This is a genomic window from Microbacterium sp. NPDC089190 (genome assembly GCF_040701795.1).
Taxonomy (GTDB): domain Bacteria; phylum Actinomycetota; class Actinomycetes; order Actinomycetales; family Microbacteriaceae; genus Microbacterium; species Microbacterium galbum.
The window spans coordinates 440,714-459,123 of the sequence record NZ_JBFBHF010000001.1 but is presented as its reverse complement, the minus strand read 5'-3'; the positions used below and the strand labels follow the sequence as shown (position 1 = coordinate 459,123).

Annotated in this window: 20 protein-coding genes; 16 read left to right on the top strand and 4 right to left on the bottom strand. The window is 71.4% G+C overall.

Annotation, left to right across the window (positions count from 1 at the left end):
- Positions 1-16 precede the first annotated feature (16 nt).
- Positions 17-352, top strand: a complete 336-nt coding sequence (locus AB0230_RS02450) for a thiamine-binding protein (protein WP_363392959.1) — start codon at positions 17-19, stop codon at positions 350-352.
- Positions 353-497: 145 nt separating this feature from the next.
- Here the strand turns inward: AB0230_RS02450 and AB0230_RS02445 are convergent, their stop codons facing one another.
- Positions 498-869 carry a hypothetical protein gene (locus tag AB0230_RS02445; RefSeq protein WP_366373769.1) on the bottom strand — a complete coding sequence of 124 codons (372 nt, stop codon included), beginning with the start codon at positions 867-869 and terminating at the stop codon, positions 498-500.
- A 238-nt stretch (positions 870-1,107) separates the two neighbouring features.
- Between AB0230_RS02445 and AB0230_RS02440 the strand changes: the two genes are divergently transcribed.
- Positions 1,108-2,355, top strand: a complete 1,248-nt coding sequence (locus tag AB0230_RS02440; RefSeq protein WP_366374508.1) for an MFS transporter — start codon at positions 1,108-1,110, stop codon at positions 2,353-2,355.
- Positions 2,356-2,487: 132 nt separating this feature from the next.
- Here AB0230_RS02440 and AB0230_RS02435 read toward each other — a convergent pair whose 3' ends face one another.
- Entirely contained in the window at positions 2,488-3,693 is a 1,206-nt protein-coding gene (locus AB0230_RS02435; protein WP_315993279.1) for a homoserine O-acetyltransferase, read from the bottom strand.
- Positions 3,694-3,809: 116 nt separating this feature from the next.
- Here AB0230_RS02435 and AB0230_RS02430 point away from each other — a divergent pair, with 116 nt between their 5' ends.
- Positions 3,810-4,508 (top strand): SDR family oxidoreductase, encoded by a 699-nt coding sequence (locus AB0230_RS02430; RefSeq protein ID WP_315993278.1) that lies wholly within the window; start codon positions 3,810-3,812, stop codon positions 4,506-4,508.
- A 133-nt stretch (positions 4,509-4,641) separates the two neighbouring features.
- Here the strand turns inward: AB0230_RS02430 and AB0230_RS02425 are convergent, their stop codons facing one another.
- On the bottom strand, positions 4,642-5,964 hold the full coding sequence (locus tag AB0230_RS02425) for a bifunctional o-acetylhomoserine/o-acetylserine sulfhydrylase (protein ID WP_315993277.1): 1,323 nt from the start codon (positions 5,962-5,964) through the stop codon (positions 4,642-4,644).
- A 169-nt stretch (positions 5,965-6,133) separates the two neighbouring features.
- On the opposite strand from AB0230_RS02425, the gene AB0230_RS02420 reads away from it, so the two are divergent.
- Both AB0230_RS02420 and AB0230_RS02415 read left to right on the top strand, forming a co-directional pair.
- A complete protein-coding gene (locus AB0230_RS02420) occupies positions 6,134-6,904 on the top strand; it encodes an SDR family oxidoreductase (protein ID WP_315993276.1) in 771 nt (256 codons plus the stop codon).
- A 16-nt stretch (positions 6,905-6,920) separates the two neighbouring features.
- Positions 6,921-7,997, top strand: a complete 1,077-nt coding sequence (locus tag AB0230_RS02415; RefSeq protein WP_366373766.1) for a hypothetical protein — start codon at positions 6,921-6,923, stop codon at positions 7,995-7,997.
- Positions 7,998-8,009: 12 nt separating this feature from the next.
- On the opposite strand, the gene AB0230_RS02410 is transcribed toward AB0230_RS02415, so the two are convergent.
- Positions 8,010-9,509: an MFS transporter gene (locus AB0230_RS02410; protein ID WP_366373764.1), complete on the bottom strand. Its 1,500-nt coding sequence runs from the start codon at positions 9,507-9,509 to the stop codon at positions 8,010-8,012.
- A gap of 105 nt (positions 9,510-9,614) precedes the next feature.
- Here AB0230_RS02410 and AB0230_RS02405 point away from each other — a divergent pair, with 105 nt between their 5' ends.
- The 11 genes from AB0230_RS02405 (at position 9,615) to fliG (ending at position 18,353) form a co-directional block, all read left to right on the top strand.
- Positions 9,615-10,361, top strand: coding sequence for a hypothetical protein (locus AB0230_RS02405; RefSeq protein WP_363392938.1), 747 nt, complete (start codon positions 9,615-9,617; stop codon positions 10,359-10,361).
- Positions 10,362-10,494: 133 nt separating this feature from the next.
- The gene (locus AB0230_RS02400) at positions 10,495-11,322 is read left to right on the top strand and encodes a sigma-70 family RNA polymerase sigma factor (RefSeq protein WP_315993272.1); all 828 of its coding nucleotides are present in this window, start codon (positions 10,495-10,497) and stop codon (positions 11,320-11,322) included.
- 143 nt (positions 11,323-11,465) lie between these two features.
- Positions 11,466-12,290, top strand: a complete 825-nt coding sequence (locus AB0230_RS02395; RefSeq protein ID WP_315993271.1) for a flagellin — start codon at positions 11,466-11,468, stop codon at positions 12,288-12,290.
- A 99-nt stretch (positions 12,291-12,389) separates the two neighbouring features.
- The gene (gene fliD, locus AB0230_RS02390) at positions 12,390-13,754 is read left to right on the top strand and encodes a flagellar filament capping protein FliD (RefSeq protein ID WP_363578747.1); all 1,365 of its coding nucleotides are present in this window, start codon (positions 12,390-12,392) and stop codon (positions 13,752-13,754) included.
- Between the two features lie 36 nt (positions 13,755-13,790).
- Positions 13,791-14,174: a flagellar export chaperone FliS gene (fliS, locus tag AB0230_RS02385; RefSeq protein ID WP_315993269.1), complete on the top strand. Its 384-nt coding sequence runs from the start codon at positions 13,791-13,793 to the stop codon at positions 14,172-14,174.
- Between the two features lie 6 nt (positions 14,175-14,180).
- Positions 14,181-14,456: a hypothetical protein gene (locus AB0230_RS02380; RefSeq protein WP_315993268.1), complete on the top strand. Its 276-nt coding sequence runs from the start codon at positions 14,181-14,183 to the stop codon at positions 14,454-14,456.
- Positions 14,457-14,560: 104 nt separating this feature from the next.
- The gene (locus tag AB0230_RS02375) at positions 14,561-14,908 is read left to right on the top strand and encodes a flagellar biosynthesis protein FlgB (protein ID WP_315993267.1); all 348 of its coding nucleotides are present in this window, start codon (positions 14,561-14,563) and stop codon (positions 14,906-14,908) included.
- Positions 14,905-15,297 (top strand): flagellar basal body rod protein FlgC, encoded by a 393-nt coding sequence (gene flgC / locus AB0230_RS02370; RefSeq protein WP_315993266.1) that lies wholly within the window; start codon positions 14,905-14,907, stop codon positions 15,295-15,297. Before AB0230_RS02375 ends, flgC begins: the two co-directional genes overlap by 4 nt.
- Positions 15,297-15,623: a flagellar hook-basal body complex protein FliE gene (locus AB0230_RS02365; protein ID WP_315993265.1), complete on the top strand. Its 327-nt coding sequence runs from the start codon at positions 15,297-15,299 to the stop codon at positions 15,621-15,623. Before flgC ends, AB0230_RS02365 begins: the two co-directional genes overlap by 1 nt.
- A 1-nt stretch (position 15,624) precedes the next feature.
- Complete coding sequence (gene fliF, locus AB0230_RS02360; protein WP_363392928.1) at positions 15,625-17,262, top strand: flagellar basal-body MS-ring/collar protein FliF; 1,638 nt, start codon at positions 15,625-15,627, stop codon at positions 17,260-17,262.
- The gene (gene fliG, locus AB0230_RS02355) at positions 17,259-18,353 is read left to right on the top strand and encodes a flagellar motor switch protein FliG (protein WP_363392925.1); all 1,095 of its coding nucleotides are present in this window, start codon (positions 17,259-17,261) and stop codon (positions 18,351-18,353) included. Before fliF ends, fliG begins: the two co-directional genes overlap by 4 nt.
- The last annotated feature ends 57 nt before the right edge of the window (positions 18,354-18,410 follow it).

Sequence of the window (18,410 nt, the reverse complement as noted above, 5' to 3'; positions counted from 1 at the left end):
GCCGTAGTCTCGACGCATGCTCATCGCCTTCTCCGTCGCCCCTTCCGGTGTCGGCACCGCCGCCGCCGAGAACCCCGACGCCTCGGTGCACGACGCCGTGGCCGCAGCGGTCGCCGTGGTGCGCGCGTCCGGTCTGCCGCACCGCACGACCTCGATGTTCACCGAGGTCGAGGGCGAGTGGGACGAGGTGTTCGCGGTCGTCAAAGCGGCGACGGATGCCGTGATGCCCTACGGATCACGGGTGTCGCTCGTGCTCAAGGCCGATATCCGCCCGGGGCGCACGGGCGAGATCGAGGGCAAGGTCGAGCGGCTCGAACAGGCCCTGGAGCGCCGGGAGGACCGCACGGACTGAGCCGCGGCGCGCCGGTCGCGCCGACGTGGACGGAACGGCGCACGCTCCCGCCCGGTGCGCAGACGCCCGGCGACGGAGGAGCGTCGCGGCCGACGAGATCGCGTCGTCAGACCCCGTCGGCTTCGCCCGGCTCGGGGGACCTGCCTCAGATCGCGGGCGGGTCGGTCCCGATGCGCTTGGTGATGGCGGCGACGTCGGCGTCGATGCGCGCGAGGTCGCCGCGCAGGCGGCTCTCGACGCTGTCGATCGTTGCTTTGAGCCCGGATTCGACGCTATCGATCTTGGCGGTGAGTCCGGCTTCGACGCTGTCGATCCTGGCGGTGAGCTCGATGCGCGTGACGCGCGACTCGGCGACGGTGTCGTGCCGCAGGGAATTGATGCGCGCCTCGAGGCGGTCGGTGTTCGCGGCGATGACCTTCGTCAGCGAGCCCATGATGAGGTTCGTGCTGAAGGTCATGCCGCCGAGGACGGCGGCGGCGAAGGTCCCGATCAGCACCCAGACCTGTGGTTCGGTCATCTCCGGCATCCTCTCATTGTGCGGTGAGGGGTTCGACAGTGCCACGGTCGAGGCGGGTGAAATCCCGTCGCCGCCGTGACGGGGGAGAGAGGGGCCGATCCGTCATCCGGGGAGGAGGGGTGGTCGGCACCCGGTGACGTCGGGGACGCGAGATCGACTCTCGAAACGATTCGGTCGGGTCGCGGAAGCCGACTAGCATCGTCGAGTGACCTCTTCGACTCCCTCGAGAGGTGCGGCGATGCGGGCGCTCCTTTCTCTCGCCATCGGCAGTTTCGGCATCGGCATGACCGAGTTCGTCGTGATGGGCCTGCTGCCCAACATCGCCCGTGAACTCCTGCCCGGTGCCTGGGCGGCCTCTCCCGACGACGCGATCGCCCAAGCCGGGTGGCTGATCTCGCTGTACGCCCTCGGGGTCGTCGTGGGCGCGCCGACCATCGCGGGGTCCGTGGCCCGGTTCCCTCGTCACCGCGTCATGATCGTTCTGGCGGCGGCGCTGGCGTTCTTCACGCTGCTGACGGTGATCGCCCCGACGTTCGAGCTGGTGGCGGCGTCGCGCTTCCTCGCGGGATTGCCGCACGGCGCCTACTTCGGCATCGGCGCGCTGGTCGCCGCCGATGCCCTCGGACCGGGCAACCGCGCCAAGGGCGTCGCGTTCGTGCTCACCGGACTGACCATCGCCAACGTCGTGGGCGTGCCGCTGGGCACGCTCCTCGGGCAGCAGGTCGGCTGGCGCGCGGCCTTCGCCGTGGTGACCGCGATCTTCGCCCTCGCGGCGGTCTGCATCGCCCTCTTCGTGCCGTCGCACCCGGGCTCGCCCGGGAGGCGTCTGCGCGACGAGCTGCGCGTGTTCCGGATCGGTCAGGTCTGGTTCGCGCTCGGCATCGGAGCGGTCGGCTTCGGCGGCTTCTTCGCGATGTACAGCTACATCGCGCCCATGATCACCGATGTCGCCGGCCAGCCGGAATGGGCGGTCTCCCTCGTGCTCGTCCTCGTGGGCGTGGGGATGACGGTCGGCAACATCGTCGGCGGTGCACTCGCCGACAAAGACCTCCGCTTCTGGTTGTCCGTGGGGCTGATCGCTCTGGGTGCGGCATCCGTGGGTCTGGCGCTCACGGCGACCTGGATCGTCAGCCTCGTCTTCTTCGCCTTCCTCGTCGCCTTCTGCGGCTCCGCGTTGAGCCCGTCGATCCAGACGCGGCTCATGGACGTCGCGGAGGACAACCAGTCCATCGCGGCCGCCCTCAACCACTCCGCGCTGAACATCGGCAACAGCCTCGGCGCGTTCCTCGGCGGTCTCGCGATCGCCGCGGGGCTCGGCCTCGTGGCCCCCGCGTGGGTCGGGGCGCTGCTGGCCCTGGGCGGGCTCGCGGTCGCGTTCGTGTCGTACCGCGTCGAGGACCGGTCCGGGCGTCATCCCGCGCATCGGATGCCGGCCGCCGAAGCCGCGCAGACCGCCATCACGGGCTCGATCCCGACGCATCGCTGAGTCCGGCGCCCCCGGGCGGGGCCGAGTGTCCAAGACACGCCGCAACGGCCGACCCGATGCGGCGTGTCCTGGACACTCGACGGGGCGTGCGGCGGGGTGGGGCGGATGCCGGGGGCGCGGCACCCGCGGTGCTCAGGTCGCGAACAGGCGGCGCAGGTGCGTCGCGACGGCGGCGGTCTCGATGAGGAAGCCGTCGTGCCCGAAGTCGCTCGAGAGCACGACGGCGGCATCGCCGTCGAGGGTGTTCGGGATGCCGCGGGCGATGCGGTGCTGTCCGTCGATGGGGAACAGGCGATCGCTGTCGATGCCCAGGACGAGGGTCGTGGCGGTGACGCGGGCGAGGGCGTCTTCGACACCGTCGCGGTCGCGTCCGACGTCGTGCGAGTTCATGGCCTCGACCAGGGTCAGGTAGCTGTTCGCGTCGAAGCGTCGCGTGAACTTGTTGCCGTGGAAGTCGAGGTACGACTCCACCGCGAAGCGCCCGCCGCGCCCGAGCGGGCTGACCCCCGACTGCCAGGAGCGCTGGAAGCGCTGATTCAGCTCGGTCGGGCTCCGGTAGTTCAGCAACGCCATGCGTCGCGCGAGGGCGAGGCCGCGGTGGGGTCCGTCGCCGTCGCCGGCGTCGTAGTACTCGCCGCCCGCGAAGCGCGGATCGACGCGGATGGTGTCGAGCTGCACGGAGTTCAGGGCGATCTGGTCGGCCGTCGTGATCGGCGGGGCCGACAGGATCGCCGAGCGCGCGACGCGGTCGGGGTGGCCCACCGCCCACTCCAGGGCGTGCATGCCGCCCATCGATCCGCCCACGACGGCGAACCACCGATCGACGCCGAGCGCGTCGGCGAGCGCCGCCTGCGCGGCGACCTGGTCGCGGATGGTGAGGTAGGGGAAGCGCGAGGCCCACTCGTACCCGTCGGGGGCGATGCTGGCCGGACCCGTCGAGCCCTGGCATCCGCCGAGCATGTTGGGGGCGACGACGAACCACCGGTCGGTGTCGATCGCGGCTCCCGGGCCTACGAGGTCGCTCCACCAGCCCGCCGTGGCGTGGCCGGGGCCCGCGGCGCCGCGGACGTGGCTGTCGCCCGTCAGGGCGTGCAGGATCAGGACGGCGTTGTCGCGCGCGGGGGAGAGCTCGCCCCACGTCTCGTAGGCGAGGCGCACGTGCGGCAGCGATTCGCCGTTCTCGGTCGTGAAGGGGCCGAACGAGACGAACCGTCGATCGCCGACCGGGTCTCCGTCGCGCCAGGCGCCCGTCGCCGGGGGCCGACCCAGCAGAGACCGCGCATCGGCCTCCGTCACCGGTGCCGAGGGCACGGTGTCTTCGGAGATCTGCCAGTCCATGGCATCCATTCTCTCCGGTGCGCGCGGACGGGCACGGTCTGTTACGACGACGGATGACTCGGATGCCGCTTGTCCAGCCCCCGTCGGCACCCGGGTGGGGTGGTCATGATCCCGGCATGGCGAACTTCCTTCTCATCGCGGCCTCGAGCGACATCGGCCAGGCGACGGCGACACGACTGAGCGACGCGGGACACCACGTCGTGACCACCGCGCGGGACTCCTCGCGCATCGACCCCGACTTCACCCTCGACGCCACCGACTTCGATGCGGTCGACAAGGTCGTCGCCGAGGCGGGGGAGCTCGACGGGATCGCGGTCTTCGCGGGGTCGATGCTGCTGAAGCCTGCGCATCTGACCTCGCGTGCCCAGTTCGACGAGCTCATCGCGGCCTCGCTCACCACCGCGTTCGCCGCGGTGCGGGCGGCCGGCGCGCACATGCGCGACGGTGGGGCGGTGGTGCTCGTCTCGTCTGCGGCGGCGCTGGCGGGCCTGCCCAACCACGACGGGATCGCCGCGGCCAAGGCCGGCGTGATCGGTCTGACCCTGTCGGCCGCCGCGAGCTACGCCGCGCACGGGCTGCGCGTGAACGCGGTGGCCCCGGGGCTCGTGCAGACGCGGCTGACCGAGAAGCTCACCTCGAGCGACATGTCGCGGAAGGTGTCGGAGGCGATGCACCCGCTCGGTCGCCTCGGCGAGCCCGACGACGTCGCGCGCGCGGTGGAGTTCCTGCTCGCCCCCGAGAACGCCTGGATGACGGGGCAGGTGCTCGGGGTGGACGGCGGCCTCGGCAGCCTGCGTCCGCGGCAGAAGATCTGACTCCCGCCGCGCGAGTCGCCGGGATTCGTCGCTTCTCGGCACCCCGAAGCGACGAATCTCGGCGACTCGCGCGGGTGGGACGCGAACGCCCCGTCCCGGGTCGACCGGGGCGGGGCGTCGCTGCGGGGATCGCTCAGGCGCGGGCGGCCTCCGACAGGCGGCGCGCGGCGGCGAGGGCCTGGTCGAGGTCGGCCTTCAGGTCGGCGATGTTCTCGAGGCCGACCGACAGGCGCACCAGCCCGGGCGTGACCCCGGCGGTCAGCTGCTGCTCGGGGGTGAGCTGCGAGTGCGTCGTGGATGCCGGGTGGATGACGAGGGAGCGCACGTCGCCGATGTTGGCGAGGTGGCTGAACAGGCTCAGCGCGTTGACGAACTCGCGGCCCGCCTCGACGCCGCCCTTGAGCTCGAACGACAGCACCGCGCCGACGCCCTTCGGGGCGTAGTTGTTGGCGGCGGCGTACCAGGGCGAGCTGGGGAGGCCGGAGTAGTTCACGCTCGCGACATCGGGGTGCGACTCGAGCCACTCCGCGATCTCCTGCGCGTTCTGCACGTGACGCTCGACGCGCAGCGAGAGCGTCTCGATGCCCTGGATGAGCTGCCACGCGCTCTGCGGGGCGATGGAGGCGCCGAGGTCGCGCAGCAGCTGCACGCGCGCCTTGATGATGTAGGCCAGGCCGTCGCCGACCGCCTGCGTGTAGACCGCACCGTGGTACGAGGGGTCGGGCGTGGTGAGACCCGGGAAGCGCTCGGAGTGCTCGGACCACGCGAAGGTACCGCCGTCGACGATGACGCCGCCGATCGTGGTGCCGTGACCGCCGAGGAACTTCGTCGCCGAGTGGACGATGATGTCGGCGCCGTGCTCGAAGGGCCGGATGAGGTACGGCGTCGCGATCGTGTTGTCGACGATGAGCGGCACGCCCGCCTCGTGCGCGACGTCGGCGACGGAGCGGATGTCGAGCACGTTGATCTTCGGGTTGCCGATGGTCTCGGCGAAGAAGAGCTTGGTGTTCGGTCGGACCGCCGCGCGCCAGGCCTCGGGGTCGTCCTGGTTCTCGACGAAGGTGGTCTCGATGCCGAGCTTGGCGAGCGTGTACTTGAACAGGTTGTACGTGCCGCCGTAGATGGAGCTCGACGACACGATGTGATCGCCCGCCTGGGCGATGTTGAGCACCGCGAACGTCTCGGCCGCCTGGCCGCTGGCGACGAGGAGGGCGCCGGTGCCGCCCTCGAGGCCCGCGACACGCTGCTCGACGACGTCTTGCGTGGGGTTCTGGATGCGCGTGTAGATGTTGCCGAACTCGGCGAGCGCGAAGAGGTTCGCGGCGTGGTCGGCGTTGTCGAAGACGTACGAGGTGGTCTGGTAGATCGGCGTGGCGCGCGCCTTGGTGACCGGGTCGGGCTGAGCGCCCGTGTGGATCTGCTTCGTCTCGAAACGCCAGTTCTCGGGTGCCGACATGGCTGCTCCTCAGGTTCTGGGGGGCCGAGCGGTCGCCCTGGCCTGCTGCGAGCGTAGACACGGGTGAAATCGCGGGCAACCGCGGAGGAAACGCGCCGTCACACGGCGGTCGCGCCGACTCCCGACGCGAGGCCCTCGTGTGTCGGAGGAGAGCAGTAGCGTGGACGCCATGACGCGACGTGCTGTGGTGACCGGGGCCAGTTCGGGGATCGGGGAGGCGACGGCGCGGCTGCTGCGCGCGCGCGGATGGGACGTCGTCGGCGTGGCCCGCCGCGCGGAGCGTCTCGCGGCCCTCGAAGCGGAGACGGGCGCGGTGGCGCACGCCGCCGACCTCACCGACGCCGACGCGGTCGCGGCGCTCGCCGCCTGGCTCGACGAGACCGGGGGAGTCGACGCTCTCGTGCACGTGGCCGGTGGGGCGCGCGGCAGCGACCGTGTCGAAGACGGCGATCCCGAGGACTGGCGCTGGATGTTCGAGGCGAACGTGCTGTCGGGGCAGCGGCTCGTGGCATCCCTTCTTCCCCTCCTCCGGCGTGCGGCCGACGCGGGCGGGCACGCCGACCTGCTGTTCGTCACCTCCACCGCCGCGCAGACGGCATACCCCGGTGGCGGCGGCTACAACGCGGCGAAGGCGGGCGAGGCCATGCTCGTGCACGCGCTGCGGCAGGAGCTCAACGGCGAACCGCTGCGCGTGATCGAGATCGCCCCGGGCATGGTGCGCACCGAGGAGTTCACCCTCAACCGTCTGGGCGGAGATCAGGATGCCGCCGACAAGCTGTACGAGGGTGTCGAGGCGCCACTGGTGGCCGACGACGTGGCCGACGTGATCGTCTATGCGCTCGACGCGCCGGGTCACGTCAACCTCGACTCGGTGACGATGCGCCCGGTCGCGCAGTCGGCGCAGCACCTGCTGGCGCGGGGCCCCCTGCGCACCCGGTGATGCCGAGTCTCGCGGAATGACCGAGTCGACGACGCTCGACGTCGAGGCGCTTCGCTCCCGCCCGAGCCGTGCGGAGCTCCAGGAGTTCTGGGCGCGGTTCCGGCAGCAGTACCCGCGGGTCCGCGATCCGGAGAGGCGGGGGCGACGGGCTGTCTTCTCCTTCCTCCTGATCACCTCGACGGTCGGTGCGCTGCGGATGGGGGCCACCATCGCGGCGAAGATCCGCGAGGGCGGGTCCGACGAGGTGCGACCCATGTCCCTGTTCGTGTTCTTGTTCGCGGGGGTGTTCGTCTTCAGCGTGTGGGGCATCGTCCGCACCGGCAGGGGACGCACACGCCCCCGCGAACACTGGGCGCTGTCCCGCTTCGCCGACGACAACGGGCTCGCGTACGTCCCGGGGCCGAAATCGGGAACCATGCGCGCCTGGTGGAGCATCACGGGGCACACCGTCTCCCGCGCGATGACGCGCGAGAATGGCGACGGGCGAACGGTCGAGTGGGCGAACTACGAGATCCGCAACGCCACGCGTCGGTTCACCTACCCGCCGGTGGGCGGATGGATCAGGATCGGCCTCCGGCGCCCACTGCCGCACATCATCGTGCGCGCCACTCGGCGCGGGACCCGGGCGTTCGCGGTGGCGGCCGTGCCCGATTGCGGGCAGCGGCTCTCGCTGGAGGGCGACTTCGACGAGCACTTCGACCTGTACTGCCCCGAGGGGTACGAGGCGGACGCGCTCTACCTGTTCACTCCCGACGTGATGGCGCAGGCCATCGACGACGCGGGCGGGTGGGACATCGAGATCGTGGACGATCTGCTCCTGCTCGTGCATCCGCGCGGTGTCGTCACGACCGACCCCGCACGATGGGTCGACGTCATGCGAACGGCCGATGCATTCGTCACGAAGCTCGAGCAGTGGGAGCGCTGGCGCGAGGGGCAGTGGCGAACGGAGCCCGCCGGGCAGGGCTACCGGGGAGACGCCGCCGTGGCGCCCGCCGGTCGGCGTCTGCGGACGTCGTGGGGACTCGCCGCCTGGGTGTCGTTCGGCATCGTCGTGGCGCTCGCCATCGGGTTCTTCGCCCTCGCCCGCCCGTGAGCGGCACAGCGCTCAGCTGACGTCGCCGCGCGCCGCGTGCGCGCCGACCTCGGCCTCCGCGCGATCGGCGAAGGCCACTTCGGGCACGAAGAACAGCAGGACCGCCGCCGCGAACCCTCCCGCCGCGCAGATCGACCAGACGGTCAGGTATCCCGCCAGCGGAGCGGCGGTCGCCGCCACGGCCGATCCCGCGCCCGCCGCGAGAACCACCCCGAACACCGCGGACGACATCGTTCCGCCCACGGTCTTGGTCGTGTTCGTGAGGGCGGATGCCACGCCGGTCTGCCCCCGCGGAGCCGCGGCCGCGGCGGCCGCGGGCATCGCCGCGACGAGCGCGCCCGAACCGAGGCCGGCGATCCCGAGGCACAGCAGCACCTGCCACAGCTCGACGTGGAGGGGGAGCAGCAGCGCGTATCCCGCCCCGACGAGGACCGCCGCGCCGATCAGCACCGCGCGGGGACTCGCGCGCCGCGAGGTCACGGCGAACAGCACCGCCCCGACGATGAGGGACACCAGGTACACCCCGATCACGTTCGACCGGTCGGTGGCGTCCAGTCCCAGTCCGTATCCGAGTGCGCGGTCCGTGCCGGCGTAGGTCGCGAGGGGGCCCTGGGCACCGAGAAGGCTGATTCCCACGAGGAAGGCGGTGGTCTGCACGGGCCACATCTCGGGGCGACGGAGCACGCGGATGTCGACCGCCGGGTCGCTCTGGCGCAGCTCGAACCACACGAACACCGCGAGGAGGGCCACCCCGGCGACGAGCAGGGCGGTGATCGCGAGCGGGCCGGGCCCCTCGGGCAGGCGCACGAACGAGAGCGCACCGGTCACGCACAGGAGCGCGCCGGCGAGGATCGCGAACCCGCCCACGTCGAGGCGGCGCTCGCCGTCGGCTCGCTCCGATTCGGGCACGCCGAGCCAGATGACGACGCAGATCAGGGTGACCACGATCGCGGGGATCGCGAGCGAGAGGCGCAGATCGCCGCCGGTCGCGGCGAACAGACGCCCGGCCGCGAGGGCGCCCAGGATCGCGCCGACCTGCAGCCCCACCACGAGCAGTCCCGCGGCCCGGCGCGTGCGCGAGACCCCGTGGGCGGCGCGACGGCCGCGATCGAAGACGAGGGCGATCTCGAGCGGCAGCCACACGACGTAGAAGCCCTGCAGCGCCCACGCGGCGAGGAAGGCGCCGAAGGAGTCGGCGAAGACGAGCCACCAGCTCGCGGCGGCCGTCGCCAGCGCGGAGGCGAGCAGGATGCGCTTGTGCCCGAACATGTCGCCGAGCTTGGCGAGCACGGGCAGCACCAGCGCGGAGAGCAGCAGCTGCGCGGCCTCGAACCAGTTGACGTCGGCGTCGCGGATGCCCAGGTGCACGACGATGTCGGGCAGCAGCGGGACGTAGAAGCCCTGCAGGATGCCGCTGGCCAGCTCGACCAGCACGAACCACCCGATGAGTCCCGCGGTCACGCCGAGGGCGGACGAGCGCACCCTCGCGACCGCGCCGGAGACGCGCGACATGGCGCGAGAGTAGCACCGGCCCTCGAAGTACGTTCGGCGGTGGTGCGCGACTCCCTGGCCGGCGTGCTATTTTCACTCGTAAACGTGCAGATCTGAGGGAGTACCGTGACGTTCCAAGCGCGACGGCCCTCCGTGCGCGGCGGGGAGGCGGGCCTGCGGGCCGGCATGAGCACCGCCGAGATGCTCGAGCGGTTCGCCCGCCTCAACGGCCTCGATCCGCGCGACGCGATGCAGCATATCGCCGACGCGACCGCGCCGGCGCCCTTCCTGCGCGCCCGCCTGGTCGCCGATCGTCTCGCCGCCGAGAGCGGCGCAGTCGGCGGAGCCGTCGACGCGGCGATCGCCGATCCGTTCTTCGACCGGTGGCTGGCGGTGCGGGGCCTCGTCGCCCACCGGGGCGTGACGTGGACGCGCGTGCGGACGCTCGGTCACCACCCGGTCGTGCTGACCCTGGCCGCGATCGCGCGGTTGCGCACCCGCGCCGAGCTCGTACGGCTCGACGACGACCTGCGGCGCGGCTGCGAGGCGCTCGGCGTGGACGTCCTGTCGCCCGGTGCTCCGGCTGTGCGTCGGGACGGTCTGCGCGGCTTCTCGCATCCGGCGCGCCCCTGGCAGCAGGCCGGCGTGCACGTGAGCGCGATGCGACCGTGGCGCTGGGTCGAGTGGGAGCGATTCGCGACGGTGCTGCACCACTACGGCCTCCGTGCCCGGTTCGGGCTCGAGGAGGATCAGGTCGCCCCCACGCCCGGCGTTCCCCTCGTCATCTGGAACCCCACGGCCGCGGCGATCCCCCTGGTGGGCGGGACCGCGGCGACCGTCGAACTCCGCGTGGTCGGTCGCGTCCGCGGCTGAGCGCCGCATCGCGGACGGGCGCCGCCGGCGGCCCGCCGGTGCGAGGCCAACGCCGGGGTCGATCCGGATACGGCCGAGACTCCTATGTGTGTTAGTTTCTGCTCATAAACAAGCAAAAACAGCAGGAGTCGTGATGTCGAGCACCGTCCTCCCCGCCGTTTCCGACGTGCCCCTCTCGGCCGAGCGACTCGCGCGGGAGAACCTCCCCCTGGCGAAGTACCTGGCGGTCGAGAAGGCGCGGACCGCGCTGCACGTCGACCTCGACGACCTGCTGTCGGCGGCGTACCTGGGCCTGGCCGTGGCATCCCTGGAATACGACCCGGCGCGGGGGGTGCCCTTCGGGGCGTACGCGCGGACGAAGATCACGTGGGCCATCCTCAGCGAGATGCGCGCCGCCGACCCGGCCGGCGAGCGCAGCCGCGACAAGATCGAGCGGGTGCGCGTGGCGACGGAGCTCGTCCGGGTGCGCACCGGACGGCCCGCCACGCTCGCGGAGGTGGCCGCGGAATCGGGACTGGATGCCGAGACCGTCGCGCGCATGCAGCTGCTCGATGAGATGGTGCGCACCGCGACGAGCTTCGAGGCGCGGTTCGAGGGCGACGACGGGCGACAGGCGGCCGACCTCACCGACAGCGTCATCCTGCCCGAGCACGCCGCCGAGCAGGCCGAGACCCAGCGCATGCTCGAGCGCATCGTCGCGGCCCTCCCCGATCAGATGCGGCAGGTGATCCGCGGGGTCTACCTCGAAGAGCGCATGGTCAAGGACGTCGCCCACGACCTCGACGTCAGCCACGCCTACGTCTCGAAGCTGCGCCGCATCGGACTGACCCTCATGCGCGAGGCCCTCGACTCCTGGGAGAACGGCACCGCGCCGGACCGCTCCACCAAGGCCAAGGCGGCGTTCTTCGACGGCGTCTTCGGGCCCGCCGCCGCGGCTCCCGTCGTCGCCGTCCCCGCCTGAGGCGGAGAGAGCGCGGAGCAACTGGCGAACGCGCGGGAGAAATCGCGCGGTCCCGGTTACCGCGATGCCGGCCCGTCGCGAAGGTGGGGGATGGAGGGCCACGGACGGCCCCCGCACGGTAATCCCATCCACGGAGGAACAACATGGGTCTTCAGATCGCAACCAACGTCGGTGCTCTCAACGCGTACCGCAACCTGTCGGCCAACCAGGCCGACGTCTCGAAGTCGCTCGAGAAGCTCTCGAGCGGTCTGCGCATCAACCGGGCCGCGGACGACGCCGCCGGTCTGGCCATCTCCGAGGGCCTGCGCTCGCAGGTCAACGGCCTCAACGTCGCCGCGCGCAACGCTCAGGACGGCATCTCGGTCATCCAGACCGCGGAAGGCGCCCTGACCGAGGTGCACTCGATCCTGCAGCGCGTGCGCGACCTCGCGGTGCAGGCGGGTAACGACTCCAACAACGCCGACTCGCGCACCTCGATCAAGACCGAGCTCGACACGCTGGGCGACGAGCTCACCCGTGTCGCGGCCAGCACGAACTTCAACGGCATCAAGCTGCTCTCGGGCGGCGACACCCTGACGTTCCAGGTCGGCGCCGGCTCCACGGCCGCCGAGGACCAGATCGCGGTCGCCCTGACCGACTTCTCGGGTCTCGGTGCGACGGTCAAGGCCCTCGACGTCGACTCGGCAGCCAACGCGCTCACCTCGATCGCCGCCATCGACGCCGAGATCGTGAACGTCTCGACCGCTCGCTCGGGCTACGGTGCCGTGCAGAACCGCTTCGAGTCGACCATCAACTCGCTGCAGGTCTCGGCCGAGAACCTCTCCGCCGCCAAGAGCCGCATCGTCGACACCGACATGGCATCCGAGATGGTCAAGTACACCGCCTCGAACATCCTGCAGCAGGCCGGTACCGCCATGCTCGCGCAGGCGAACCAGTCGGGCCAGGGCGTTCTCCAGCTCCTGCGCTGAGTCGCAGCACTGCTGCCCTCGGGCGCCCGGGCGGGGGAGTTCTCCCGCCCGGGCGCCTTCGCATAACCCCCCATCTCGAGAGAAGGAAGACGCAGGATCATGCAGATCGACGGCATCGCCTCGGGCCTGAAGACCAAGGACCTCATCGACGCCCTGGTCAACGTCGCGGCGATCCCCAAGACCCTCGTCGCCAATCGGATCACCGATCGCAACAGCGTCATCTCGAACCTCCAGTCGCTCAACACCGCGCTGCAGAGCCTGACCGACAAGGCCAAGGCCGCGGCATCCTCCACCTCCCTCGCCCGGTACACCGCATCGAGCTCATCGGAGGCGGTGACCGTCGTCGCGGGGGAGACGGCACGGGCGTTCTCGACCGACGTCGTCGTCGACACGCTGGCACGGGCGCACGCGGTGGTCACCGCCGCGGGCGACGCGTCGGCGTTCGCCGGTCCCTTCTCGCTGGTCGGAGCGGACGGCACCGTCACCGAGCTCGCGCCGGGTGGTGGATCGGCCGCCGATCTCGCCGCCGCGATCAACGCCGCCAAGGCCGGGGTGACCGCCACGGTCGTGCCCGGCGGGCGCGACGCGCAGGGGGCGGCGCTCTCGCGCATCCAGATCACCTCGACCCGCACGGGTGCGGAGGGCGCGTTCAGCCTGCACCGCGGCACCGCGGCCGAGGTCGCGGCATCCGCGTCGATCGACGTCTCGACCGAGCCGGGCGCGGCCGTGCTCGCGCGGGGGACGGATGCCGTCATCCGCCTGTTCGCCGGGACGGCGGCCGAGCAGGTGGTGACGAGCGCGTCCAACACCTTCACCGGCATCGGAGACGGGATCGACATCACGGTGAAGGCGGTCTCGGCCGACCCGGTCACCGTGACCGTGACGCCCGATGCGAAAGCGCAGTCGGATGCCGCCTCGGCGTTCGTGAAGGAGATCGCGACGCTGCTGACCCGCATCGACAACGGATCGAAGGCGACGGTCGCCGCTCCCGGGAAGACGACCACTCTCGGCGTGTTCACCGGCGACAGCACGGTGCGGTCGCTGCGGGCGGCACTCGCCTCCGCCGTCCAGAGCCCGGTCGACGGGGTCTCGCCCTCGACCATCGGCATCAGCGTCGACAAGGCGGGGGCTCTCTCCTTCGACGCCGACCGCTTCGCCGCGGCCATGGCCGAGGATCCGGAGGCGGTGCAGGCGGTCTTCGCCGCGGTCTCGGCCCGCGTGCAGGACACCACGGCGCAGTACTCCGACAAGTACGACGGCCTCGTCACCCAGCGCATCACGGGCCAGCAGAGCGAGGTCAAGACCCTCGAGAAACAGGTCGAGCGCATGGACCTGCGCCTGGACATGCGGCGGGCGACCCTCGAGCGCACGTATGCCGCGATGGAGGTGCGCCTGTCGGGCCTGCAGTCGCGGTCGGACTGGCTCACCTCGCAGCTGTCGGCGTTGACGCCGTCGTCGAAGTAGTCCCCGCATCCCGTCCCCCGAGAAGGAGAACCCCTCGTGCCCACCGCCCTCGAACGCGCCAAGCAGGAGTACCTGGAGCAGCAGGTCAACGCCGCCACCCCGCAGCGACTGGTGACCATGCTCTACGACCGGCTGCTGGTCGACGTCGAGCGGGCCGCCGCGGCGCAGGCCGGGGGAGATGCGGCATCCGCCGGCACCTACCTCACCCACGCGCAGGCCATCATCGCCGAGCTCAGCGGATCGCTCGACGACACGTGGGACGGCTCCGACGGGCTGCGGGCGCTGTACACCTACATCACCGGGCGCCTCATCGTCGCCAACGTCGCGCGCGACGCCGACGCCACCCGCGAGTGCCGCGACCTCATCGCGCCGCTCCGCGACGCGTGGCACGCGGCTGCCGACGCCATCACGCCGGTCTGACGCCCCGTGTCGACGAACCTCGCGGCGTGGAACCGGCTGCTCGACGCGTTCGAACGATCGCTCGACGCCCCCGACGATCCCGCCGACGGTCCGGTCGAGGAACCACCCGGGCCGCCGCCGCCCGAGGTCGTCGAGCGCGCCCGCCTCGTCCTGGAGCGCCAGCGGGCGAGCATCAGCGGCCTGATGGCGGCGCGCGAGAACGTCGCCCGCGAACTCGCCGCGATCCGACGGATCCCCTCGGTCGCCCCCGACGCACCGGTGTATCTCGACGTGGAGGGGTGACACCCGGTTACGCCGTCGCCGTGGCGTCGCGATAGTCGCGCCAGAGCAGGGATCGCTCGACCACACAGCCACGGATCGGCTCGTTCTTTCGACCGGAGTGCCGCGTGCTCGATTCCGTCACCTCAACCGCCCTGTCCAGCGCGCTGGACGGGCTCGCCCTGCGCCAGCGCTCGATCGCGGAGAACATCGCCAACGTCAACACCCCCGACTACCAGGCCAAGCGCGTGCTGTTCGAGGACCGCCTGCGCAGCGCCGTCGAGAGCGGGGTCGGCGGGGTCGCACCGACGGTGGAACGCTCGCTCGAGCCCACCCGCCGCAACGGCAACAACGTCAACCTCGACACCGAGACGCTGTCGAACATCGACACCGTGCTGCGCTACCAGTTCGCGGCGCAGGCGTTGAGCGGCCAGGCGGCATCCATCACCAAGGCGATCGGGCAGGCCTCGGCATGACCTTCGACACCATCGGCATCGCCGGCACCGGGCTGACCGCGCACCGCAAATGGATGGATGCGCTGAGCGACAACATCGCCAACGTCAACACCGCCACCCCGGCGGGGCAGGACATGTTCCGCGAGAAGTACGTCACCGTCGCCGAGGGCACCCGCAGCCCGGGCGTGTACGTCACGGGCGTGCAGGAATCGACGGCCGAGGGGCGCCTGGTCTACGAACCCGACCACCCGTACGCGAACGAGGACGGGTACGTGCAGTACCCCAACGTCGACCTCGGCGACCAGATGAGCATGCTGATCCTCGCCCAACGCGGGTACCAGGCCAACGCCGCCGTGGTGGACCGCGCGAAGACGACCTACGAATCCGCCCTCCAGATCGGGCGGTCGTGATGAGCACTCCGATCGACCCCGTCGCCGCAGGGGGCGTGAGCCCGCTCGCACCGCTCAGCTTCGAGACGACGCCGGCGCCGTCGGGCGTGGGCGCCACCGCGGGTGCGCAGCCGTTCGCCGTCTCGCTCACGGCGGCGGTGGAGAACCTCCAGCAGCTGCAGTCCACCTCCAACCAGCTCGCCGTGCAGGCGGTCACGGGCGACCTCGACGACATCCACAAGGCCACGCTGGCCTCGTCGCGCGCGGGAGTGACGCTGGACCTGATGGTGGCGGTGCGCGACCGCGGCGTCGCCGCCTTCAACGACATCATGAGGATGCAGGCCTGACATGCCCCCGTTCCTTGCGACGACCATCGGCCGCGCGAAGCAGATCGCGGGCGGCTTCACGGTCGCGCAGCGCACCATCGCCGTCATCGGCGCGGCGCTGCTGGTGATGGGCGTGATCGCCCTGGGCAGCTGGCTGTCCAAACCGCAGATGAGCCCGCTGTTCACGGGCCTGAGCGCGACAGACGCGTCAGCCGTGGTCGAGCAGCTGAAATCGGCGGGCGTGCCCTACGAGCTGACCGAGGGCGGAGCGACGATCCTCGTCCCCGACGCGCAGGTCTATCCCCAGCGGCTCACCGCGGCGGCCGCAGGGCTGCCCAGCGACACCAGCGGCGGGTACACGCTGCTGGACAAGATGGGCGTGACGGCGAGCGAGTTCCAGCAGTCCGTCACCTACAAACGCGCCATCGAGGGGGAACTCGCCCGCACGATCGGGGCGATGTCGGGAGTCACCGCGGCATCCGTGCAGCTGGCGATCCCCGAGCAGAGCGTGTTCGTCGCCGAGGAACGGCATCCCACCGCCTCGGTCTTCGTCAAGACGCAGGGCGGCGGATCGCTCACCGAGGACCAGGTCGCGGCGATCGTGCACCTCACGAGCGCCTCGATCCCGGGGATGACGCCCGAGGACGTCGCGGTCACCGACCAGTCGGGCAAGGTGCTCGCCGCCGTGGGAACCGGACTCACCGGTTCCGCGAACACGCAGGCCACCGAGTACGAGGCCAAGGTCGCCTCGACGGTGACGAAGATGCTCGAGACCATCGTCGGCCCGGGCAACGCCACCGTCAGCGTGGCGGCGGACGTCGCGAACTCGACGTCGGAGCGGATGGACGAGACCTACACCGCCCCGGAGGGCGGCGTGATGTCGAACGAGCAGACGAAGACCGAGACCTACACCGGCGGGCAGGGGACGGGCACGGGTGTCCTGGGTCCCGACAACATCGCGGTGCCGAACGCGGCGGGCGGCGGCAACTACCAGGCCGAGGAGTCCACGCGCAACAACGCCGTGAACAAGAGCACCGAGAAGACCACGACCCCCGCCGGCGAGGTGACCCGCCAGACCATCAGCGTCGCCCTGGACCGGGGCGCGGTGAACGGTGTGACCGCGGAGCAGGTGCAGGCGCTGGTCTCCACCGCGGCCGGGATCAACGCCCAGCGCGGAGACACCGTCACGGTCGAGATGGTCGAGTTCAGCCAGACCGGCGCGGCGGCGGCGCAGGCGGCCCTCGACGCGGCCGAGGCGGAGAAGGCGGCGCAGATGCAGGCCGACCTGCTGCGGGCGGCGATCATCGGCGGCTCGATCGTGCTCGCGGCCATCATCCTCGTCGTCGCCCTGCTGGTGCGGCGCCGGATGAAACGGCGCACCCTGTACACCGACGAAGGCCCCATCGAGTACTTCTCGACGATCACCGAGACCGAGGAGCAGAAGCTCAAGAGCCTGAAGGGCCTCGCCGAACCGATCGCCCTGCCCGCGGCCACCCCGCCGACCAAGGTGCTCCCGACCGTCCTGGACATCGAGGAGGAGCCCGAGGCCACGCAGGTGCTGGTGGAGCAGCGACGGCGTGACGTCGAGCTGCTCGCCAAGAACGACCCGCAGAACGCCGCCAAGGCGCTGGCGAGCATGATGGACGAGGCGAGGGTATGAGCCTGTTGCAGACGCGCGTGCCCGCGGAGGACGCGGCCACCGCGGTCAGCCCCACGGCGGCCACCGAGGTGATGCCGGTCGCTCCCGCCGCGCCGGCGATGTCGGGGGTGCGCAAGGCCGCGATCGTCATGCTCAACATGGACCGCGACGTCAGCGCCGAGGTGCTGCGGCACCTCGGCGAGGCCCGCGCGGAACTGCTCGCGGCGGAGCTTGCGCAGCTGGGCGGCATCGACACCGCCGCGATCGCCGCCGCCCTCGCCGACTTCCGCCGCATCGCATCCGGGGGATCCGCCGTCAGCCGCGGCGGCCAGGAATTCGCCACCGGATTGCTCGAGACCGCGTTCGGCCGGGAGAAGGCCGTCGGCATGGTCGGACGGGTGATGTCGCAGGGGGTGGTGTCGTTCGAGTTCCTCAACAGCGCCGACCCGACCCAGCTCGCCACGATCCTCGACGGGGAGATGCCCACCACCGTCGCGGTCGTACTGGCCAACCTGCGCGCCGACCGCGCCGCCGCGGTGCTGGCGGCCCTGCAGGACCCGCTGCGCACCGACGTCGCGCAGGCCATCGCGACCCTGGGGGCGGCCTCGCAGGAGGCGATCGCGGTCGTCGCGGAGTCGCTGCGCGCGCGCACCGGCATCTTCGGCATGCGCGAGGCGCACGAGGCGACCGGGGGCGTGCAGCCCCTGGTCGACATCATCAACCGCTCCGACACCGTGCTCGAGAAGGCCCTGCTGGCCAGTCTCGAGGATCGCGACCACGACCTCGCCGAGGAGGTGCGCAGTCGGATGGTGACCTTCGCCGACATCTCCCGGCTCGAGGACCGCGACGCCCAGCGCGTGCTCCGCGGCATCGATCTGCGCGTGCTCGCCCTGGCGTTGAAGGGCGCCGACGAGCAAGTCGGCGAGGTCATCCGGCGCAACATGACCGAACGCAATCGCGAGAACCTCGCGGAGGAGGCGTCGGCGCTCGGGCCGGTGCGCATGCGGCAGGTCGACGAGGCGCGCGCCGAGGTGGTGCGCATCATCCGCGAGCTCGAGGCGGCCGAGGAGATCACGATCTCGCGCGAAGACGACGACGAACTCATCGAGTGACGCCCTCGACGACGCGCGGAGCGCGACCACCGGTTACCGCGGACGAGAGGCGTCGCG